We start from the raw sequence: 20,810 nt of genomic DNA, 5'->3' as shown, positions 1-20,810 counted from the left end.
TCAATGATAATATTTTTTCCATTCCCTTTTTTAATGACATCTAGTTCTCCAATCATTATAATAAAATATGTCATTCAATTTGAATGCTATAAAATGATTCAAACAGAAAGGTTAAAAGAAGGTTTTAATATGAATGAAATGAATATCTCATTATTCAGAGCGATAAACGATTTAGGCTTTGAATACCCGTCTCTAAACACGCCTTTTATTTTTATTGCAGAGTATACCGTGATTTTATTAGCATTAATGACCCTGTTCTATTGGTTCACTAGAACAGAGAAAAACAGGTACATGGTGATGACTGCCGGCTTTGCTTTTATTTTGGCAGAAATCATAGGAAAATTAGCAGGAAAGCTACACTTTAATTATCAACCGTTTGTAGAGTTGTCAAACGTAAATTTTTTAATTGAAAAGACGGCAAATAATTCATTTCCAAGCGACCACACCATATTGTTTTTCGCATTTTGTGTAGCATTTTGGCTATATAATAAAAAGAACATTTTATGGCTGCTTATCGCAGTGCTTGTTGGAGTTTCGCGAATTTGGGTAGGCGTCCATTATCCATTTGATGTGATTACAGGTGCACTAATTGCTACATTATGTGCAATTGCTATGTATTTCCTGTTGCCGCGCATGCCGATTGTTAGACGTTTGTTAGATGTTTACGAGAATATTGAGGAGAAAGTGATCCCTCGAAAACGAAAACAAAAAGATCTTGATCAATAAAAAAAGTGTCCTTCATCGGACACTTTTTTGTTTTACAGGAAGTCAGCTTAAATTATTTCCACCAGCTATCATGCATGGAAGCCGGCAATTGTCGTTTATGCTCGGTAATTAAATATCGTTTTTCGACTTTTTCTGCTATTTCTGTACTTACTTTTTTACCTTCAAGATAGTCATCGAGCTCATCATATGTAATTCCGAGCTCAGTTTCATCTGCTTGGCCTGGAGTCTGATCGAGCAAGTCAGCTGTTGGCACTTTTAAATATAGTCGCTCCTCTGCACCAAGCTCTTTAAGCAATTGTTTCCCTTGCCGTTTTGATAATCCGGATAATGGCAGTACATCCGCTCCGCCATCGCCATATTTAGTAAAGAATCCTGTCACCGCTTCAGCTGCATGATCTGTGCCAATGACTAGCAGTCCCATTTGGCCGCCAAACACATATTGTGCAATCATTCTAGTTCGCGCTTTAACATTTCCTTTATGAAAATCCTTCAACGGCACTAAATTTTTAATATTATTGTAAACTGCCTGGACTTCGTCAACTGGCTGTTTTACATTATAAGTGTATTCCTTGTCTGCACCGATAAAATTTAATGCACGCTTCGCATCATCTTCATCATGCTGTTGTCCATACGGCAGTCTAATGGCAACAAATGTTGCTTTATAACCCTCTTCACGCAATTCTTCAGCTGCCAGCTGTGCTAGACGCCCTGCCAAGGAAGAGTCTTGTCCGCCGCTAATCCCAAGAACATAACCTTTAGCACCAGACTTCTTCAAATAGTCTTTTAAAAAATTTACTCTTGCCCGAATTTCTTCTTTTGGATTGATTTCAGGCTTCACATTAAGGGCTTCGATTATTATTTGTTGCATTGACATGATAACAGCTCCCCTTTAGTTGTTTTTGTTTATATTTGCCTTCACCTTCTGCTTTACTTCATCTATTAGATTAATTTTATTTTCCCAGCATAATGGACTTAAATCGACAGGGTACTCTTCAGGATTTAAAGATCTCCGATACTCATGCCATAACAAATCTAAATTTTCCTGAACATATGCTTGGATTTCTTTTAATGAAGGTGTTTCATAGACAAGTTCCCCATTCACAAAGATATCTTTATGCAAATCTCTTGCCTCAAAATTAGTGACAAATTTGCTAATATACGTGTGAACCGGATGGAACATTTTTAACCGTTCCTGTTCATGCGGTTTCTCTTCTTCAAGGGAAATATAGTCCCCCTCTGATTTATGATTTTCCTTATTTATGATGCGATAAACTCTTTTTAGACCAGGAGTTGTTACTTTTTCAGGATTTCCGCTGATTTTTATCGTATCTTCCATCTCTCCATGTTCATTTTCGATCGATACCATCTTATATACAGCTCCTAGTGCCGGCTGATCATAACCTGTAATCAGCTTTGTTCCGATACCCCAAGTATCGATTTTAGCACCTTGAGCTTTCAAATTCATTGCAGTATACTCATCCAAATCATTGGAAGCAACAATTTTTGTTTTAGTAAAACCAGCTTCATCAAGCATTTTTCTTGCTTCTTTTGATAAATAAGCTAAATCTCCGCTATCGATTCTAATTCCAGCAAAATTAATCTTATCACCGAGCTCTTTAGCAACTCTAATAGCTGTCGGAACGCCTGAACGCAATGTGTCATAAGTATCAACTAAAAAAGTGCAGTCCTTATGGGTTGCAGCATATTTATGAAACGCCGTGTATTCGTCTTGATAGGCTTGAACAAGAGAATGAGCATGTGTTCCCGCAACGGGGATGTCAAACATTTTACCTGCTCTCGTATTTGAGGTGGCATGAAAGCCGCCAATATAAGAAGCACGTGCCCCCCAAACGCCAGCATCCATTTCCTGTGCCCGCCTTGAACCGAATTCCATCGCAATGCCATCATCAAGTACCTCTTTAATTCTTGCAGCCTTTGTAGCAATTAATGTTTGGTAATTAATAATATTTAATAATGCAGTTTCGATTAATTGCGCTTGGGCGAGCGGCGCTTCAATGCGAACAATTGGTTCATTTGCGAACACAAGCTCTCCCTCCACCATAGATCGGATTGAACCTGTGAAAGTTAACGTCGATAAATAATCTAAAAATGCTTCTGGATAGTTCAGTTCTTCACGTAAATAGTCAATATCGCTTTTGGAAAACTTGAAATCTTTTATGAATTTAATAGCTCTTTCTAATCCGGCAAAAATTCCGTATCCATTTCCAAATGGAAGTTTTCTGAAATATATATCAAAAACAGCTTTTTTATTATGGATTCCATCTTGCCAATACGTTTGGGCCATATTAATTTGATAAAGATCTGTATGTAGTGTCATGCTGTCGTCTGGATATGGCTTATTCATTACAAAATACCCCTTTTTCTTTATTTAACAACTGCGTTCATTGATGTTTTAAAATGTTGCAGTGCCCACTCATGACCAATCTGATTAAAGCTTGCAGTTGCCTGTTCATAGATGAAAAGTTTAAACCCCAAATTGTAAGCATCTACAGCTGTATGCAGAACACAAATATCCGTACACACGCCAACTAAATGAAGCTCCTGTATATTACGCTCTCTCAGCTTGATTTCTAAATCAGTACCTGCAAAAGCACTATATCTAGTTTTATCCATCCATATTACTTGGTCTAAATGCTTATTTTCATTATATAATTTTTTTAACTGTCCGTATAATTCTCTGCCTTCTGTTCCATCAATATTATGCGGTGGATATAAAGCGTTTTCCGGATGGTAAGTATCATCTTCAAAATGCAAATCAACAGCAAATACGGATAATTCACCTTCATCAATAAACTGCTTAGTTATTTTAACAATTTCATCTTCAATGTCAATGGCCGGTTGTCCGCACGGCAGTGCTCCTACAACAAAATCATTTGTATAGTCGATATTAATAAGCGCCTTTTTCATCATTACTCCCACCCGCTTTCTTTAGTTATATCTTGCCGTATATATTGGTTTCACAACCTCTAATTCGTTAAATTTATATAGTTTCGTTGCTTTCTTAGAAGTTCTCTGTGTTGTTTTTCCTTCTACAAGCTCGATAAAAGGCAGCGCTTTAATCTTCCTCGCAAATGATTGCTCATTTAGTATCGCTGGATCAGTTGTTACTGTTGATAATACCGCCTGCAATTCTGAGTAAGTGAATTCTGCTGGCAGAAAATTTTTCGCAGCAGTTGTTTGCAATATTTCTTTTTTAATTACTGCTACTGCGTCCTCAATAATCGTTTTATGGTCAAACGCCAGTTCATATTGAAGCACATCATCCACATTAAAAAGTTCAACCTGGTCTGCATCATCACTTGCTTTTCTTTTTAATAAATGATGTTCTGGCACAATTGCATAATGAGCGTTTGAAATAATCCATCCTCTCGGATCACGCCCTGGCTTATCATAAACACCAAATTGTTTTTATATGTATACCTTCTATACCAGTTTCCTCTGTTAACTCACGAGAAGCAGCTTCATATGCATCCTCATCCGGCTGGACAAAACCGCCTGGCAATGCCCATTTGCCAGCTTCAACATTTTTTGATCCTTCTAGCGTGAATTCTGCTCGTTTTATCAGCATAATATTAAGCGACATGATAGGAGGCGTAAAAGGCTTAGAATCCTCTGTAACAATAGTAAAAACGGCAATATCTGCTGTGTAGCCATCTGGTGTACGATATTTTTTATTTGTCATATCTATATACTGTCACCGTCCTATTTTTATAATTAACAAAATGATAATTGTTAATTATATTTTACACAACCTAATAAATATTTCAACCTATTTAACTTTCTTTTACTAAATTCACAGGAAAAAGAATGCATCGTAGCGAAATAAACGTTAAGGAGGGAAGTTATGACTCAATTTATCTATAATCATCTTAAAACTGTTCGTTCTATTACAGAAAATTCGATCATGAGGATAAAAGAAGAATTCGCGGATTTGATTCCACCAGGCTATAACAACAATATTCGTTGGAATTTTGGACATATTGTCTATGTTCAGGAGCTTCTCGCTTTTCAGTTAAGTGGAATTGAGCAACAAATCCCCGAAACATTTGCACTCTATTTTTCGGCTGGAACAAAACCGGCAAATTGGATAGGCACACCGCCTACTATTGATGAAATTAAAGAAGAAATGCAACAACAAAATGAGAGGATTCAAAAAATTAATCAAAGCAGATTGGCAGAAAAGCTATCTGTTCCTTATACAAATAAAGGTGGAATCACATTTTATACAGTAGGTGAAGCAGTTTTATTCAGCACTTACCATGAGGCATTACATATGGAGACGATTAAAAGAATTCATCAAGAAAATAAAAATCGATCACAATATTGTTAACCTCTGTTGATATTAAGTTGACAATAAGACTTCATCCTTTTTATAATGTAAACTATAATTAATATTAAGTTTACATATGAGAGGGGATTCATTTTGACAAAAGATCAGCTTAAACTCAGATCACTCATCATAACAGCATTATTTGCAGCTATTACAGGTGTGATGGCACAATTATTTATTCCGCTACCTCTTGTTCCTATTACAGGGCAAACTTTAGCTATTGGACTAGCTGCCACCATTTTAGGATCAAAATACGGCACTTTATCTGTTCTTCTTTATTTAGCAATTGGGGCTGCTGGAGTTCCAGTATTTGCAGAGTTTTCCGGAGGAGTATCTAAATTGGTTGGACCGACTGGCGGATATTTAATCGGATATATCCCAACCGTATTCATAATGGGATATTATTTAGAAAAAACTTCATTCACTATTAAAAATGCACTAATCGCTAATATTATCGGCATGTTTATCACTTTAATCTTTGGTACCGCATGGCTAAAAGTTGCAGCAAATTTATCGTGGACAGCCGCTTTTATGGCTGGGTTTGCACCATTTATCATTGGCGGATTCATTAAGGCTGCACTTGCTTCATGGATCGGCATCCTTACTCGTCAACGTTTAATGTCTGCAAAATTGCTTTTTCACGAACAATTGAGTAAAAACAAAGACAAAATTGCTTAATAAACAAATGAAATAGAGAAGGAACTCTACTTTCTCAGGCTGAAGCGTGAAACTCATTACAAAATAAGAAGGATTTGAGATGTTCCGAGTCTAATCTCTCGCTTTCCGCAAAGCGAGAGATTAGACTTTCTAAACCTAATTGCATTTTGTTATTATCAGTTTCTCAGCACTCTAAGAAGGATATTTTCCTTCTCTATTTCTATTAAATAAATCGATCAGGCTTAAGCTTTCCCCACAGTGCATTTAGAGCAAATGGAGTACCCAGTAATGCAGGAATGATATAATAGCAAGCACGATAAAACATTAGCACGAGTAAACCAAGCTCGCCGGGTATGCCCTGCGCTTCAAATCCTAATAATATTACCAAATCAAATGAACCAATTCCGCCAGGCAGCATACTTACAATGCCCGCACATGCACCTAGGATGACAATTGGAAATACAGCAATTAATGAAATGGTAAAGCCCATAATATTAACAATTCCCCATATGCAAATAACAACAAATAACCATTCAAAAACTGATATCATCATCAGTTCAGTAATAAAATCTCTTTTAACATTCGATAAATCCCATAGCTTCCTCTTAAAAAAGAAGACAATTAGGAGAATAGGTGCATACAGGGCAATCCCCCAAGCAGCAATATGCGCCAATCTTAATTCACTAAACAACCCGTTGCTTGTAAACAGTACAAACCAGGATAAAATTGATAAACCGCATAAATAAAACAGCGATAATTTAGCAATGATTTTAATATATGGCGTACTATCTTTAATGTAAGGCCGATAATAAATCGTTCTAAGGGTGGCACCAGCTACCCCGCCAAAGCCAATTAAATTTGAATAAGCGTTGGCGGAAAGAGAATATCCTATTAGCTTTTTCGTCGAAATTTTTATATTCAGCAGCCGAGTTAAGATCACATCATAAAAAAACATCGGCACTAAAGCGATTAACCCTAGCAATATAATGAATAGTATATTAAATAATGACAGCCTGTCCAAGTAATGATCTAATAAAGACCAGTTGAAGTGGGTAAAGAAGTTTCTCGCTTCAAAAAAGATGATTATTAATATGATTAAAGGCACAAAATACTTAACAATTGTGATTAGTTTTTTATTTTTGAAGATGGACAAGATAAACCACCTTTTTTCAATTTTATTCATCATTAGCTCCCCTCTTCCTCACTCTCTATTTATATAACTTATTCCACTTGACATCAATTAAGAATAGTGAAAATAGTGCAATATTCTAATTATTAATTAAAGCATATACCCAAGTACAGCGCATAACAAGCCGCCAATATATGTAACAGCTAAATAAATTGCTGCAATTAGCTTATTTCTGGTAAGCCATTGTTGCATCACTTCTACAACAAATGTTGAAAAGGTGGTAAAGGAACCTAGAAATCCAATTCCTAACAAAACGTAAATATTTTTACTTACATCTAACGATAAAAGAGCACCTAACAAGAAAGAACCTAGTAAATTGACAGATAATGTACCAATTGGGAACTGCGAATTGAATTTATTTTGGATAAAGCTAGTTGCCATATATCTGATAATTGCTCCGCAAAATCCTCCTAAAGCTATAGATACTAATTGAATCATCATTGGACTGCATTGCCCTCGTTTCTCTTATTGCCAAGATTATATCCGCCAAAAGCAGCTAACAATCCTCCTAATGCACTAGCAACCATGTAGAAAACAGCACTTATATATAATGCATGGTCGATTAAGAGCATTGTTTCTCCGCTTAGCGCTGATAGAGTCGTAAACGAACCAATGGCGCCAGTCCCTACTGCCAATCGCAGTTTTTCCTTTAATCGATGACTAATGGCAGTTAATAATCCTAAAAAGAAAGCACCTACAATATTAACGATGAAGGTAGCAAGCGGAAACGGACTATCCCAAATTTGAACAACTACTTGGGAAATCAAAAACCTCAGAAGAGCTCCTATCATGCCTCCAATACCTATGTATAAATATGTCATCCTATCCCCTCCTATTACGTCAATACATTTTGCAATATAAACTTAAACCATTTTAAAAACATGAATAAGGTCCGATTATTTTGGAAACCTAAGTGTGAAAAAATAATAATGGAAAGGATGATTTACTTGAAATCAAAAATATTTTCCGTCGCTTTATCGAGTGCTATCTTGCTTTCAGCATGCGGCATGAATAATGGTAATAATGTGAATGATACTGCTAACCGTGCTCCTGATATGCATGACCCAGCAAGGGTAAATTATGATAACAACAATAATCGTAATGACCCAAGTATAGATCATAATATCCATACAAGAAATGTTGGTTTTGAAAATAATAACAACAACAACAACAACAACAACAATAATAATAACAGGATGGAAGTAGCAGACAAAGCAGCTGAAAAAGTGACAGATATGGAAGAGGTAAACAGAGCACGCGTCATCGTCACTGATAACAATGCTTATGTTGCAGCTACACTTTCCGGCGGAGAAGGTCAAGAGCTGACTAAAGACATTGAACAAAAAATCTCCGATCAAGTGAAAGCAGCAGATCAGGATATCGATCAAGTTTATGTGTCAGTGAACCCTGATTTTTATAACCGCATCGACACTTATGCAAATGATGTCCAAGCTGGCAAACCAGTTGAAGGATTCTTCGAAGAATTCAATGAAACTGTAAGAAGAATCTTCCCAGATCGTGAATAAAAAAGCAGGTTGGCTAGGCCAAGGGTCGAGCTTGGATTTATACTCCACGTTCTGTGGAGAGCGTCCGCATAACCTGCATCATGTGCAAGCATAAGGCAAACGCCATAGAGCTGCTAGTCTCTGTTAGGCAAAAATGCATGGTGCTGTATTGATTAAATACACTGTATTATTTGGGTTGCGCTTAAGTTAAAAAATAAAACAACAAGAAAACTGTCAGTATTTTACTGACAGTTTTCTTTCACTTAAATATTTAAGCTTCTTGAAAATAATCTTTGTAAAAACCACTGACTTTACCTGAATTATCAACGATAAAATAAAACTCTTCGGTTTCGTTTTTCACGTCATAAATTTTACCCTCAGTTAAAGCACGGTTCACAATATATTTAGCTGCATTTGTATGTATACATTTTACTTTCTTAATTGTTTCACGCTCTTGCCAATTTTCATGAATCATCTATGCCACTCCTTCAAGTTCTCTCCACTATAGTATAAAGAAAACGAAACAATGTCTGCAACAGGATTCTAATGATTTGCCAAAAAACCAGGAAAATTATTAATAATCTTCGTTAAATTGCTGATTTTCTCTTTTTCAAACGTATACATTTCGCTCGTGAAAATGTTTTTAAATGTCATATATACAATATCGCAAATGTAATCAATTCTAATAAATTCCAAATAATTAAATTGCTGTTGATCATAGACTATTTCAAAGAAGCTATTATCCGCCATTAATTTCATATGGTTGACCTTCTTTCATCTTTGGTGACATTTGTATATACCACCTTTATAGCCTGAATTAAACATGTATATTTTCGATTTTGACGTTGAGTTTCTTTAATGAATGAATGAGGTGTCTATAATATTCTTCACTTACCCTTCCTTTTGATCCTCGTAAAATTTCTGTTGCATAATGAATGGGCGGCGCCGCTTCCTCTAATTTTTCATACACATGAAATGTTAGAGCGCTCTTTATAACCGTATCATTTGCTACGATATCTACAAAGGTTGGTCTGTAGTAGTTATTATAGAAACCTTCTCTTTTAAACAAATATTCAACACCTTCATATGGAACCTCATAAAGAATGCCTTCAGTCCTTCCCCCATCTTCAATGAGGTCAGCTCGGCCGCCATCTGAAGTTGAGAACGTATATTTCATTGAATATTTTTCTAAGACAGCCACACCGATTACTTTTTTGAAAAAATGACCTACATTCGCATTAAGGAATCTTTCGGTATCCATGCATGAACCATAAGCAAAATAATGCGTTTTTTCAGGTCGATTCTTCATTAGATGGTCTAGCTTCCAATCGCCATATTTTATCGGATGAAGTCTTCCCCCAGCTTCATTTGCCACATAAACATAAGCAGTCTCTTTTCCTTTATCTGTATAAATAGTTAAACTAATTCGTTCGTATAGATTATTCTTTCGTCCTGGTACATAATCTTCCAGTTTATCAATCAACTCTAATTGCGCTAAGGTTACTTCATATAGCTCTCCAAATGCTTTTTCTTTATTATTTTCGCTGGTCAACAGTGATGGGTATCCTTGGCCAGAGTCAAACAACTGGCCATGCACCCACGCTTGTTCTGCTATTAAAGTACAATCGTTCATTAAATGATGATACCTTTCATTTTTACGTAATGTCCCATAAACGAATAGCTTAGCTGACTGAACCACTAATAAAGTCCTCCTTGACGTTAACAATTGATAAATTGACTTACCTAGAATTATTCAACATCAGCAGGCTAAGCACCTTTAATGACTAACTATCTTTACAGAACAGTAATATTATTAATTATTCAATAGCCGCATTGTGTTTATCAACAGTTTGTATAGCTTGCTCTCGTAATCGAAACTTTTGAATTTTTCCTGAAGCTGTCATTGGGTATTTGTCAGTAAACTCGATGTACTTCGGAATTTTGAAACGGGAGATCTTGCCTTTACAATATGCGCGAACATCATCACTTGTTAAGGTCGATTCAGCTTTCGGTATGACCCATGCCACTACTTCTTCTCCAAAGATGGAATCTGGAATACCGACAACCTGTACATCCAGGATTTCTGGGTGAGTATATAGAAATTCTTCAATTTCACGAGGATAAATATTTTCCCCGCCGCGAATGATCATATCTTTTAACCTTCCAGTTACCCGGCAGTAGCCATTCTCGTCCATAACAGCTAAATCTCCTGTATGAAGCCATCCTTCTTCATCAATCGCTTGGGTAGTAGCTTCATGGTTGTTATAGTATCCTTTCATCACATGATAGCCCCTCGTACATAGTTCGCCCTGCTCTCCTAGTGGAACTTCATCATTTGTACCAGGCTGAACAATTCTGACTTCTACATTCGGCAAAGCTCTTCCGACAGACTCGACGCGAAGTTCGATAGGATCATCCGTTCGTGTTTGAGTAATCACTGGTGAAGATTCCGTTTGCCCATAACAAATGGTGATTTCTGACACACCCATTTTTTCTATCACTGCTTTCATCACTTCAATTGGACAATTTGAACCAGCCATCACTCCAGTTCTTAATGAAGAAAGATTATAATTGTTAAACTCAGGATCATTGAGCTCTGATATAAACATGGTTGGCACGCCATGGAGCGCTGTACATTTTTCATTTTGTACTGTCATCATAACTTTTTTTGGACTAAATTCTTGTACAGGTACCATAGTACCGCCAACTGATACACATGCTAATGTTCCAATGACGCATCCGAAGCAATGAAAAAAAGGTACAGGAATACATAGTCTGTCGGCTTTATCAAGCTTCATGCAATGAGCAATATTGTATGCATTATTAACGACATTATTATGAGTGAGCATGACACCTTTTGGAAATCCTGTAGTTCCTGATGTGTACTGCATATTAATCACATCTTCTGGATCAAGCCCATTAAGTCGTTCATTAAGCACTGACTCCTCTACATCCCGACTTAACTCTATAATGTCATTCCAACTAAAGGTCCCCGGAAATTTATTATCGCCAAGTACAATGACATTTTTCAAGAAAGGCAATTTTTCACTCTTTAATTGCCCTGGTTCAGAGTTTTTTAATTCAGGAACAATTTCATAAAGCATATCTATATATGAATCGCCACGAAATTTTTCCATTAATAAAATCGTTGTCGTATCAGATTGCTTTAATAAATACTCTAATTCGGAAGTCCGATAATTGGTATTAACTGTGACAAGCACAGCTCCCATTTTGCCTGTTGCAAATTGAGTTGTCACCCATTCTGGCGTATTTGTTGCCCATATCGCCATATGTTCCCCTTTTTCTATACCAAGTTTTATCAGGCCCTTTGCGATGTTACGGCAATAATCATTAAATTCACTATAAGAAAGTCTCAAATCTCTATCCGCGTATACAAGAGCCTCGTGATCAGGATGCAATGCTGCTTTATCCTCTAATAATTGACCTACAGTTATACTTAGTAATTTAGACATTTATTTATTCCTCCTTTATTCAAGCTGCAAAATAAAACGCTTTCATTCATGCATTAAGCGAAAAGATAAAAAAATCCTAAGATTATATATTCTGATTTTTCCATCTAAATCCCTTCCTAATTTACAAACAATCAACATTTTTAACCATAACAAAAAATAATGTATGTCCATTCGAAAGCTCTTTTGTTTTTTCAAAGCCCATTTTTTCATATAAATGAATTGCTCGCTTATTAAAATTTGCAACTGTTAACCTTAATGGTTTATTTCCAAATTTCTTTATTGCATGATGAAAAATAAATTCCAAAAATGCTTTGCCATTTCCCCTGCCTGTTTGAATTGGTGCTAGACCTAAACCAATATCTACTTGGTCATCACGATATACACTATATTGGTGTCCAATTGGCACTTGAGCAGATTTTCCATAGCAAAAAAAGCCGAATAACTCACCTTCATTAAATACAGTATAATAGTTATTCTCGAGCAACTCTTTAAGCGATTCATCACTTAAACGGTTATTATAAAAATCATATGGCGGATCATACTTCCATTTCAGAATCTCTTCAGCAATTGATTTATTTATTGGTCGAAGGCTTAATTTCATTTTTTTACTCCTTAAAATGCGGCATGAATGTAATATTCTATATTAAGATAAGGGGACCTTTTGAAAGATATGTCTAAAATAAAAAACCGCAGTGAAAAAGCGGTTTAATGTTTGATCAACGTATTTAATTTTGTATTTCATTAATTATTTAATAGGGTTTGCGAATTTATTGTTAAAAGTTATTTTTAAACTGTGAGAGATATATCAGATTTAGTATGTGAGCGAGTTTTTGAGTATCTATTGATTTTATCTCTGTGAACAGAGTATTTTTCTACCGCTTCACGGAGATATATGCATATTATCTTCGATTTATCGAAGTAAAAAATCTGTTATAGAACTTACGAACTCAGGCATTAATGGTAGCTCAGGATTAAAATACGTAGCAAGGTTTTCCTCACGATCTCTTGGTGCTTGCTTTAAAACGTGATTCATTTCGTCAATGATGACTATTTCCGCATTGGATTTCGCTTGTTTTAACATTACTGCCTCACTTTGCGGTACTTGAAGGTCGTTTGTTCCATTTATGATTAAAACGTCCATGTTCAATTCTTTTATTGTGCTTTTCGGTTCATAGGAAAACCATGATATTAAATATGGCTGAACAGACGGTCTAAATAATGCTTGCAATTCATTCGAGACATCATTTACTGTATCTCCTTTAACTAACTTAGCAATAATCTCTTCTGTCTCTATCATTAATTCCGGTGGCAGCTGTTCCTTTAATTGATCTTGAAGGATTAAATCTGCTGACCTTGCAGGACCGGCAATAGAGATAAAACGATCTGCTCTTTGATTTTGCGCTGCTACCATCCCAATTAGCGATCCTTCACTATGACCAATTACATTGACTGAAGTGAATTGTTCATCAGTACTTGCAAATTTTATAAGCTGTTCAACATCTGATATTAAATTCTCAAATCTTAAATCTTCCTCTTTGACAGACAATTGAGCATTTTCGCCGATCCCTCTTTTATCGAATCTAATAGATGCTATCCCTTCTGATGCGAGACTTTCTGCCAACATTTTCAAGCTATCATTCTTCCCTGGTGCACCGATCGTATTCCCGTTTTTGTCCGTTGGTCCAGAACCAGCAACGATGATTGAAACTGGATATGGACCATCTTTTTCAGGTAATTCCAAGGCTGCTTTTAATTTACCTCCATCTACTTCGACCTCAATTTCTGAGTATGTTACTTCTTCCTTTTCATGTCTTGTTAATTCTAACGGAAAGGATCCGCCATTTTGCGTAAAAGTGCCTTGTAATTTTCCATTATCGTAGGCTAGCTTTATTGTAATTTGTGAACCACTTAGGTCAATGTTAATATTTGCTTCATTCCCGTTATACACCACATTCGAAAAAGGATAATCATGCATATTTTGAACAGGAACCGATAAGCTTCCGCCCCCTTCCTCTAATTTAAGAATAATGGGTAATGGAGATTGTGGTATGTCAATCGACCCTTCCCATGCACCTGCGATTTCGTTATTTACTGGCACTAATTCCTCCTCCTTATCATTGTTGGAACATCCTCCAAATAAAGCAAACAAACTAGTAAATATAATAACCAGAACAAATTTCTTCATAAAAAATGCCTCCCCTGCTTAAATACGGAGAAGGCATGTTAAAGTTTCAGAATTCGGAGTCATTCGTCCATTATTACTAATAATATCCATTAAGATTCAATAGTTTTTCGATCAAACAGCCCAGCTTCTTTTGCTGAACGAATCGCAATATATACGAACGGACCAGCAATCAGACCCATTACGCCAAAGAAGACATAGCCGAAATACATCGATAATACTGTCGGCAATGCATTGAGACCAATAGAGTCACCTAGTACTTTCGGCTCAATGATCCGCCTAACAATTAGTAATACTAATGCCAATATCATTAATTGAATCCCTGCCGCTGTATTTCCGAGTAAAATGACAATTAATCCCCAAGGAACAAGTACAAGCGCAGGTCCTACATATAAAGGAATAATATCTACAATCCAAATAATGAATGACATAAGCAAAGCTAAATTGGGAGAAATAAACAACAAGCATAGGTAACATATTAAAAATACACCAACACTCAAAATAAATTGGGCTTTCCAATAGCCAAGGAATACAGTTCCCATTTTTTGAGTTACATATCGAAGTTTAGTGGATGTTTCCGGTTTGAACAGTTTGAAAAAGTTATTTTTTATTTTAGGAAGCTCAAGGCTAAATAGGAAGAGGATAATCAAATAAAATATACCTACAAAAAGCATATTTGGTATAGCCTGAAGCCAATCTGCCAATAGCCCAAGAACATTTGTTGCGAATAGCATCACTTTTTCAATAATACTATGGGTAAAATTATTCAGTTCAGTAATTAAGAGATCACCTTCAGGGATGCCTTCTAAATATTGCTGCAGATTTTTGATCGTCTTATTAATGGCTCTCTCAATTTCGATTGCATATTGAGGAACAAGCAATGACCAATCATAAATCTTCCCAAAAACATATTTAATGCTTATGTATAGTACTAAACTGCATATGAAAACAAATAACAAAAATATTATTGTAACTGAGTAAATCCGTTTCTCACTTTTGAGGTATTTTTGACACATTCTTACAAATGGTTCAAAAATTAATGCAGTCAAAAGAGCTAATAAGACTGGCATAAAAGCTGAGAAATTAAAATAAATAAAGACTGCTGCTATAACTAAAGCCAAAATAATAAATGCCTTCCGAACCATTGATTTACTTAATTTCATGGATCCTCCTTAAAAAGTAGTACATTAAATCATTATAACGCATTCAACGTTTTATAAAAAATTTTTCATATAAAAAAACAATAATTTCTATATATATGCTTCGCTTTCATTTTATCACCGTATTCTATGAGCATTCTTAAATGAAATGGTGTAAATATTATATGGAACTCGATCTCACAGCCCTCATAATGGTTACAGATATTTTGACTATCAACATTAACGAGAAAAACCTCCTGACAATAACTGGAGGTTTCCATTCGATCTCACTGCGCTTTAATCAGCTACCGCATTTTCCCTTATAACTTATATTCGAATACTAATTCCTCTTGATTCGTATCATCAAACCATTCTTTTCCTATACATGTAAAGCCCAGCTTTTCCATTAACTTAACTGATGCTATATTATTCGGATCGGCTGAAGCGAATATTTTTTTTACTTTTTTATGTCTTTTTGCCAGACGGATACATGCCTTAACTGCCTCAGTGGCATAGCCCTTACCCCAGCTTTGTTTCCTAAAATGAGCAATGATTTCAATCTTTTTAACTGTCGCATCAATATTAAATCCAGCTGCGCCGATGATTTCACCTGAAGATTTCTCCTGCAGGCAATAAACTGACAGACCATATTCTTTATGACAATTTTGATACCATTGGATAATTTGAGGAATCTTCTCTTTGGCAATCCCACCGCCGCTTAATTTCATGACTTCATTGCTGCCCCATATTTTAATAAATTCTTCTGTATGCTGCTGATCAAAAACTTTTATCAGCAATCTTTCCGTTTCATACACAACCATTCATTGTCACCCTCTGTGAGACAAATTTTTATGTTTACCTATATGTAGAGCCATACAATGAAACCTCACCGCTGCTAAGTGGCGGTTGAAAAGTCACTTTATACGGACGGTCTCCACGCCCGTTTATTGCTTGATTAAATATGATGGCCACCCCGCCTATTTCAATTTTTGCGCTAACTTTATTTTGTTTAATAACCGGCACATCAAATAAGGTCGCCCATGCAATGGGAGCAGCGTCAATATCATTCACCTGAAAAGTAATCGTTTCAATGTTTGTATGTACAAGCTTTTCATCTAATATCCCTTGCTGCTTAAATTCTTTGTACCTTGCTTCATCATCCTCTGCCCATTCTATAAAAAATGGAAATGGCATTGAGTGCTGTTTTTTTAAAAACAACATTTTCCATTGAATTAATTTCCCATCTGATCTATTACGTCTGCCTGGTAATATCGGCAGCACATCAAAGCCATTTTCTTCAAAATCCCTTTTCAAGCTCTCTATATTATTCGTTCTAAAGCAGATTTGCCCGATTCCTTCACCGTTTGATAAATCGGTTATTAGTTGTGAAATTAATGGATTATCCGATTGAGAAGCAATTGCTTGATTTTCTACTGCTAGAAATTCAATATATGAAGATTGTAAATACAGAAGGCTGTTATAAGTGCCCCAGGTTTCATGTCTGCCGCCTTGTACAGCTTTGTAATGATGCTTTTTAAACTCTTCGATAGCTTTATCCGGTTCTCCTTCTATAAAATGTACAATATGATCAAGTTTAATATCCAAATAAAACCCATCCCTTCTCTTATTTAAATATCCCAGACTATATTTAACTGCCGGATACCTTCTTCAATTGCTTCATTTGATAAGCCGCCAAAACCGAGCAATATAAGAGACGGCCTCTTTTTCTCATTTCCAATCCAATAACTGGATGTTGAGTAGATTTTGATATGAATGGATTCAGCCTTAGCAATTAACTCATCTTCATTTCTGCCCTTTACATCAAGGAGAACATGAAGACCAGCCTTCTCTCCAATTACTTTTATTTTGTCGCCGAAATGTTTATCAATTGCTTCGATTAATGTTTTATGTTTTTGATAATAGATTTTCCTCATCTTTCTCAGATGTCGATTAAAATCACCGTGGTGGATAAATTGCTGTAAAGCTCTTTGAAAAATTGGCGATACTGCTTGATTATGTAATTGGTAAATCTCCTTGTAGTTTTTAATTAACGAATTAGGCAAAACAATATAGCTAATCCTTAAAGATGGTAAAAATGATTTTGAAAATGTGCCGAGATAAATGACGCGATCTTCTGAGTCTAAAGATTTTAACGAGGAGATTGGATGACCCTCATAGCGAAACTCCGAATCATAATCATCCTCAATAATGTAGCTTTGCTGATCTATTGCCCATTGTAATAGCTTCAGCCTTTTTTGAATCGAGAGGACCATTCCATAGGGAAACTGATGAGAGGGTGTAGCATAAGCAACCTCGGCATCAGAGCGAAGTAAATCTTCAATTGATAAACCGTCTTTCTCAATCGTTAAAGGCTTTATTTTACAGCCATGCTGCTGAAAAACCGTTCGCACACCATCATAGCCTGGGTTCTCCATAGCAACTTTTTTATCTGCTATTTTAAGTAAATGACAGACTATATCTATGGCAGACTGTGTACCAGCGCAGACAACAATTTGATTAGGATGACAGGCAATGCCTCTAGATTGAAATAAATAATGCGAGATTTCTTTTCTTAATAAAATATCTCCCTGTTTCTCTCCATAATTATAAATTTCAGTACTCTGTTCATTCCATACATCTCTCATAAACTTTTTCCACTGTCTAAATGGAAAATGATTTAAATCAATATCACCATACTGAAAATCAATCTTATATTTTCGCTCCTCTAATTGCTGATCATTTTCGACCTCTCCAGGTGCATTCTTTTGTATCAGGTCATCTAAAGGTAACACAACCAGTCCAATTCTCGGCCTGCTTTCTACATACCCTTCCGCCAAAAGCTGCTGATAAGCATTTTCAACCGTTGTTTTACTAATATTTAGATGTTTAGTCAGCTGTCGGATGGATGGCAGTTTTTCATAAGGAGCGATTCGGCCTTCCTCAATGGATTTTTTTGTAAATAAATATAACTGTAAATACAAAGGACGCTTATTATCAAAAATGGGAGTAAGTTCCATCAAGCACCTCTTCTGACCTCTACAATTAATTATAAACTGTCTATTTTAAAAGGGTCATATTATTCTTATAATTCATTTTAACATAGATGTAAGGAGAGATTTATATATGAGACAACAAAAATTAAAATGGGTTGACCAAGAACAAATTGAAGAATTGATTTAGAATGAAAAAACCGGATTTCTTGGATTGAGCACAGAAGATATTCCATATGTAGTTCCATTAAATTATGTTTGGTATAAAGAGGCGATTTATTTCCATGGAGCTGAGGAGGGCAAAAAGATGGATATCATTCGAGTAAATAAAAATGCATGCTTTACCGTTTGCCGTGAATTGGGAACAATGACGAATCCAATACCTGCAAAAACGGACACTGCGTACAAAAGTGTAATGGTATTTGGTGATTTACAAATTGTTGAAGATTTATCAGAAGCACACGCGGCGATGCAAGCCATTTTGAATAAATATGTACCCGGCTATTATCATACCCCTCTTTCAAAAACACATGTGGAAAAATATCAATCCTCTCTAGGCAGCAAAACTAGTGTCATAAAAATTATTGCTAAAGAAATTACAGCCAAAGAGAATCATTACGATGAAGCAGTGTCATTTTATCCGGGCCGAAGCATAAATATGGATATAGGTAATTAAGGTGGAAATTACCAATGTTTTTTTCTTGTATTGACAGCCTTATCGCTTTTCAAATCGAGTAATAACCTTTACAATAAACGAATAGAAAGAAAATTCAATCCATCTTACCTAGGAGGTATGTGTCAAATGAAGATTATGAGTAATGAACAATTGGTCGTCTCGTATCGTGATGCATTAAAGTCAGGGTCAGAAAAGGAATGGATTAGGATTCTCAAAAAGGAAATTCAGAAAAGAGGGCTAAAGCCTTTCAAAGATTAGGCAAGGCTTGAGCGAGAGTGTTTATTCACTCTCGCTCATTTTAATTCATCCTCTTTCACTCTCGCTTTTTACGACAATTTTATTTACATTCATAATTTGCTTTAAGTCATGTTCTGAGAGTACACCCATTTTTTTGAAAAGGATGGAGTATTTTAACACCTTATTTCTTCGATCAATCATTTCAATCACTCCCGCTTTTATGATATATTATGCCGCTTGTCAAAAATGTTGCATAAACGAAACTTTTTATGTATATTATTTCTATTTTGCTTTAGTATTTGCAAGTTGCGATAATATATGTTCAAGCGATTTATCCGAGTAAGCTTTCGTCTACATGATATCAGCCGTTTGTAAAAAAACAGAGCGGAATAAAATTCCGCTCTGTTTTGCTTAAATTAAGCTTCAAATAGTAGTGATTCAGGGTCTTCAATAAGTTCTTTCACTCGTTTTAAGAATGTAACTGCTTCTTTTCCATCTACGATACGGTGATCATAGGAAAGAGCTATATACATCATTGGACGGTTTTCCATTCTTTCTGCATCAATAGCTACAGGACGAGTTTGGATTGTATGCATGCCAAGAATACCTACTTGTGGACCGTTCAAAATTGGTGTAGATAGCAATGATCCAAACACACCACCATTTGTTATCGTGAATGTTCCCCCTTGAAGATCAGAGATTGCAAGTTTATTGTCACGTGCTTTTTTGCCGAGATTCATAATGTCTTTTTCAATCTCAGCAAAGTTTTTACGATCTGCTTCTCTAACAACTGGAACAACTAAGCCTTCATCTGTTGATACCGCAATTCCGATATCATAGAACTTTTTGATGATTAATTGGTCGCCATCGATTTCAGCATTTAATAGCGGGCTGCGTTTAAGTGCTGCTACAACAGCTTTTGTAAAGAATGACATAAATCCAAGTTTTACATCGTTTTCTTCTTGGAATTTATCTTTGCGTTTTTTACGCAGGTTCATTACGTTCGTCATATCAATTTCATTGAAAGTTGTCAGCATTGCAGATGTTTGTTGAACTTCCACTAAGCGTTTTGCAATCGTTTGACGTCGACGTGACATGCGAACACGCTCTACTGGTTTGTCGCTGTTATCTTGAGCTGCAGTTGCAGGCTTAGAAGCTGGAGCACTTTTCGGTGCTGCCGGTTTTGATGCTTCCTGTTTCGCTTGATTAGGGTCGAATGCTGCTACATCTTGAGAACGAACACGTCCTAAAGGATCCGCCGTAGGCACTTGACTTAAGTCAAGTCCTTTTTCTCTAGCTAATTTTCTAGCCGCTGGTGAAGCAACAGTGCGCTGTTTATTATCTTCTTCCACAGAAGCAGATTCAACTGGCTTCACTTCCTCCGCAGGTTTTTCTTCTGCTTTTGGCGCTTCTTCCTTCTTCTCTGCTTTTGCTGGTGCAGGTGCTTCCCCACCTTCACTTACAATCGCAATTGTATCTCCAACATTTACTGTATCGCCTTCGTCGGCTTTTAATTCTGCTAATACACCGCTATGCTCTGAGATGATTTCAACATTGACTTTATCTGTTTCCAATTCAACGACATAGTCGCCCTTATTCACAATGTCACCTGGTTGCTTTAACCATTGTGCTACTGTACCTTCTGTAATAGATTCCGCTAGTTCTGGAACTTTGATCTCTGCCAC

At 36.0% G+C, this 20,810-nt stretch carries 23 protein-coding genes and 2 pseudogenes; 6 read left to right on the top strand and 19 right to left on the bottom strand.

Going from position 1 to position 20,810, the window contains the following annotated elements:
• The first annotated feature begins 129 nt into the window (after window positions 1-129).
• The gene (locus tag CWS20_RS10240) at window positions 130-726 is read left to right on the top strand and encodes an undecaprenyl-diphosphatase (RefSeq protein ID WP_083957402.1); all 597 of its coding nucleotides are present in this window, start codon (window positions 130-132) and stop codon (window positions 724-726) included.
• Window positions 727-778: 52 nt separating this feature from the next.
• Here CWS20_RS10240 and nadE read toward each other — a convergent pair whose 3' ends face one another.
• The 4 genes and pseudogenes from nadE to CWS20_RS10220 all read right to left on the bottom strand — a co-directional run bounded on the left by nadE (window position 779) and on the right by CWS20_RS10220 (window position 4,429).
• Window positions 779-1,600: an NAD(+) synthase gene (nadE, locus tag CWS20_RS10235; protein WP_066198622.1), complete on the bottom strand. Its 822-nt coding sequence runs from the start codon at window positions 1,598-1,600 to the stop codon at window positions 779-781.
• 15 nt (window positions 1,601-1,615) lie between these two features.
• Window positions 1,616-3,091, bottom strand: coding sequence for a nicotinate phosphoribosyltransferase (locus CWS20_RS10230; protein ID WP_066198625.1), 1,476 nt, complete (start codon window positions 3,089-3,091; stop codon window positions 1,616-1,618).
• A gap of 20 nt (window positions 3,092-3,111) precedes the next feature.
• Complete coding sequence (locus CWS20_RS10225; protein WP_066198627.1) at window positions 3,112-3,654, bottom strand: cysteine hydrolase family protein; 543 nt, start codon at window positions 3,652-3,654, stop codon at window positions 3,112-3,114.
• A gap of 21 nt (window positions 3,655-3,675) precedes the next feature.
• A pseudogene (locus CWS20_RS10220) lies at window positions 3,676-4,429 on the bottom strand (NUDIX hydrolase).
• Between the two features lie 162 nt (window positions 4,430-4,591).
• Between CWS20_RS10220 and CWS20_RS10215 the strand changes: the two are divergent.
• Window positions 4,592-5,077 (top strand): DinB family protein, encoded by a 486-nt coding sequence (locus tag CWS20_RS10215; protein ID WP_066198631.1) that lies wholly within the window; start codon window positions 4,592-4,594, stop codon window positions 5,075-5,077.
• 93 nt (window positions 5,078-5,170) lie between these two features.
• Window positions 5,171-5,755: a biotin transporter BioY gene (locus tag CWS20_RS10210; RefSeq protein WP_066198633.1), complete on the top strand. Its 585-nt coding sequence runs from the start codon at window positions 5,171-5,173 to the stop codon at window positions 5,753-5,755.
• 202 nt (window positions 5,756-5,957) lie between these two features.
• Here CWS20_RS10210 and CWS20_RS10205 read toward each other — a convergent pair whose 3' ends face one another.
• The 3 genes from CWS20_RS10205 to crcB (CWS20_RS10195) form a co-directional block, all read right to left on the bottom strand.
• On the bottom strand, window positions 5,958-6,920 hold the full coding sequence (locus CWS20_RS10205) for a lysylphosphatidylglycerol synthase domain-containing protein (RefSeq protein WP_241504166.1): 963 nt from the start codon (window positions 6,918-6,920) through the stop codon (window positions 5,958-5,960).
• A 93-nt stretch (window positions 6,921-7,013) separates the two neighbouring features.
• Window positions 7,014-7,364, bottom strand: a complete 351-nt coding sequence (gene crcB, locus CWS20_RS10200) for a fluoride efflux transporter CrcB (RefSeq protein ID WP_083957403.1) — start codon at window positions 7,362-7,364, stop codon at window positions 7,014-7,016.
• Window positions 7,361-7,744, bottom strand: a complete 384-nt coding sequence (crcB, locus tag CWS20_RS10195; RefSeq protein ID WP_066198637.1) for a fluoride efflux transporter CrcB — start codon at window positions 7,742-7,744, stop codon at window positions 7,361-7,363. Before crcB (CWS20_RS10195) ends, crcB (CWS20_RS10200) begins: the two co-directional genes overlap by 4 nt.
• Window positions 7,745-7,861: 117 nt before the next feature.
• On the opposite strand from crcB (CWS20_RS10195), the gene CWS20_RS10190 reads away from it, so the two are divergent.
• Window positions 7,862-8,449, top strand: coding sequence for a YhcN/YlaJ family sporulation lipoprotein (locus CWS20_RS10190; protein WP_066201674.1), 588 nt, complete (start codon window positions 7,862-7,864; stop codon window positions 8,447-8,449).
• Window positions 8,450-8,699: 250 nt separating this feature from the next.
• Here the strand turns inward: CWS20_RS10190 and CWS20_RS10185 are convergent, their stop codons facing one another.
• The 10 genes from CWS20_RS10185 to pdxR form a co-directional block, all read right to left on the bottom strand.
• Complete coding sequence (locus CWS20_RS10185) at window positions 8,700-8,903, bottom strand: DUF6501 family protein (protein WP_066198640.1); 204 nt, start codon at window positions 8,901-8,903, stop codon at window positions 8,700-8,702.
• 68 nt (window positions 8,904-8,971) lie between these two features.
• Window positions 8,972-9,187: a hypothetical protein gene (locus tag CWS20_RS10180; RefSeq protein WP_066198643.1), complete on the bottom strand. Its 216-nt coding sequence runs from the start codon at window positions 9,185-9,187 to the stop codon at window positions 8,972-8,974.
• A gap of 58 nt (window positions 9,188-9,245) precedes the next feature.
• Entirely contained in the window at window positions 9,246-10,127 is an 882-nt protein-coding gene (locus tag CWS20_RS10175; protein WP_066198646.1) for a gamma-glutamylcyclotransferase family protein, read from the bottom strand.
• Window positions 10,128-10,245: 118 nt separating this feature from the next.
• Window positions 10,246-11,901, bottom strand: coding sequence for an AMP-binding protein (locus CWS20_RS10170; RefSeq protein WP_066198649.1), 1,656 nt, complete (start codon window positions 11,899-11,901; stop codon window positions 10,246-10,248).
• Between the two features lie 121 nt (window positions 11,902-12,022).
• Window positions 12,023-12,502 (bottom strand): GNAT family N-acetyltransferase, encoded by a 480-nt coding sequence (locus CWS20_RS10165; protein WP_066198652.1) that lies wholly within the window; start codon window positions 12,500-12,502, stop codon window positions 12,023-12,025.
• 309 nt (window positions 12,503-12,811) lie between these two features.
• On the bottom strand, window positions 12,812-14,086 hold the full coding sequence (locus tag CWS20_RS10160; protein WP_066198655.1) for an alpha/beta hydrolase family protein: 1,275 nt from the start codon (window positions 14,084-14,086) through the stop codon (window positions 12,812-12,814).
• Between the two features lie 89 nt (window positions 14,087-14,175).
• Entirely contained in the window at window positions 14,176-15,246 is a 1,071-nt protein-coding gene (ytvI, locus tag CWS20_RS10155; RefSeq protein ID WP_066198658.1) for a sporulation integral membrane protein YtvI, read from the bottom strand.
• Between the two features lie 296 nt (window positions 15,247-15,542).
• A complete protein-coding gene (locus CWS20_RS10150; protein ID WP_066198660.1) occupies window positions 15,543-16,043 on the bottom strand; it encodes a GNAT family N-acetyltransferase in 501 nt (166 codons plus the stop codon).
• A gap of 34 nt (window positions 16,044-16,077) precedes the next feature.
• On the bottom strand, window positions 16,078-16,827 hold the full coding sequence (locus CWS20_RS10145; RefSeq protein WP_066198663.1) for a VOC family protein: 750 nt from the start codon (window positions 16,825-16,827) through the stop codon (window positions 16,078-16,080).
• A 23-nt stretch (window positions 16,828-16,850) separates the two neighbouring features.
• Window positions 16,851-18,239, bottom strand: coding sequence for a MocR-like pyridoxine biosynthesis transcription factor PdxR (gene pdxR / locus CWS20_RS10140; RefSeq protein WP_066198666.1), 1,389 nt, complete (start codon window positions 18,237-18,239; stop codon window positions 16,851-16,853).
• Between the two features lie 181 nt (window positions 18,240-18,420).
• Here pdxR and CWS20_RS10135 point away from each other — a divergent pair.
• A pseudogene (locus CWS20_RS10135) lies at window positions 18,421-18,888 on the top strand (pyridoxamine 5'-phosphate oxidase family protein); the annotation flags it as partial.
• A gap of 126 nt (window positions 18,889-19,014) precedes the next feature.
• A complete protein-coding gene (gene sda / locus CWS20_RS10130; protein WP_066198669.1) occupies window positions 19,015-19,146 on the top strand; it encodes a sporulation histidine kinase inhibitor Sda in 132 nt (43 codons plus the stop codon).
• Window positions 19,147-19,191: 45 nt separating this feature from the next.
• Here sda and CWS20_RS28965 read toward each other — a convergent pair whose 3' ends face one another.
• The gene (locus CWS20_RS28965) at window positions 19,192-19,326 is read right to left on the bottom strand and encodes a hypothetical protein (protein WP_276328302.1); all 135 of its coding nucleotides are present in this window, start codon (window positions 19,324-19,326) and stop codon (window positions 19,192-19,194) included.
• 215 nt (window positions 19,327-19,541) lie between these two features.
• Window positions 19,542-20,810 (bottom strand): 2-oxoglutarate dehydrogenase complex dihydrolipoyllysine-residue succinyltransferase, encoded by a 1,269-nt coding sequence (odhB, locus tag CWS20_RS10125; RefSeq protein ID WP_066198671.1) that lies wholly within the window; start codon window positions 20,808-20,810, stop codon window positions 19,542-19,544.

This window comes from Cytobacillus horneckiae (genome assembly GCF_002835735.1).
GTDB lineage: Bacteria > Bacillota > Bacilli > Bacillales > Cytobacillaceae > Cytobacillus > Cytobacillus horneckiae.
Note: the sequence above shows the minus strand (reverse complement) of the source record. Positions and strands in the feature narration are given on the sequence as shown.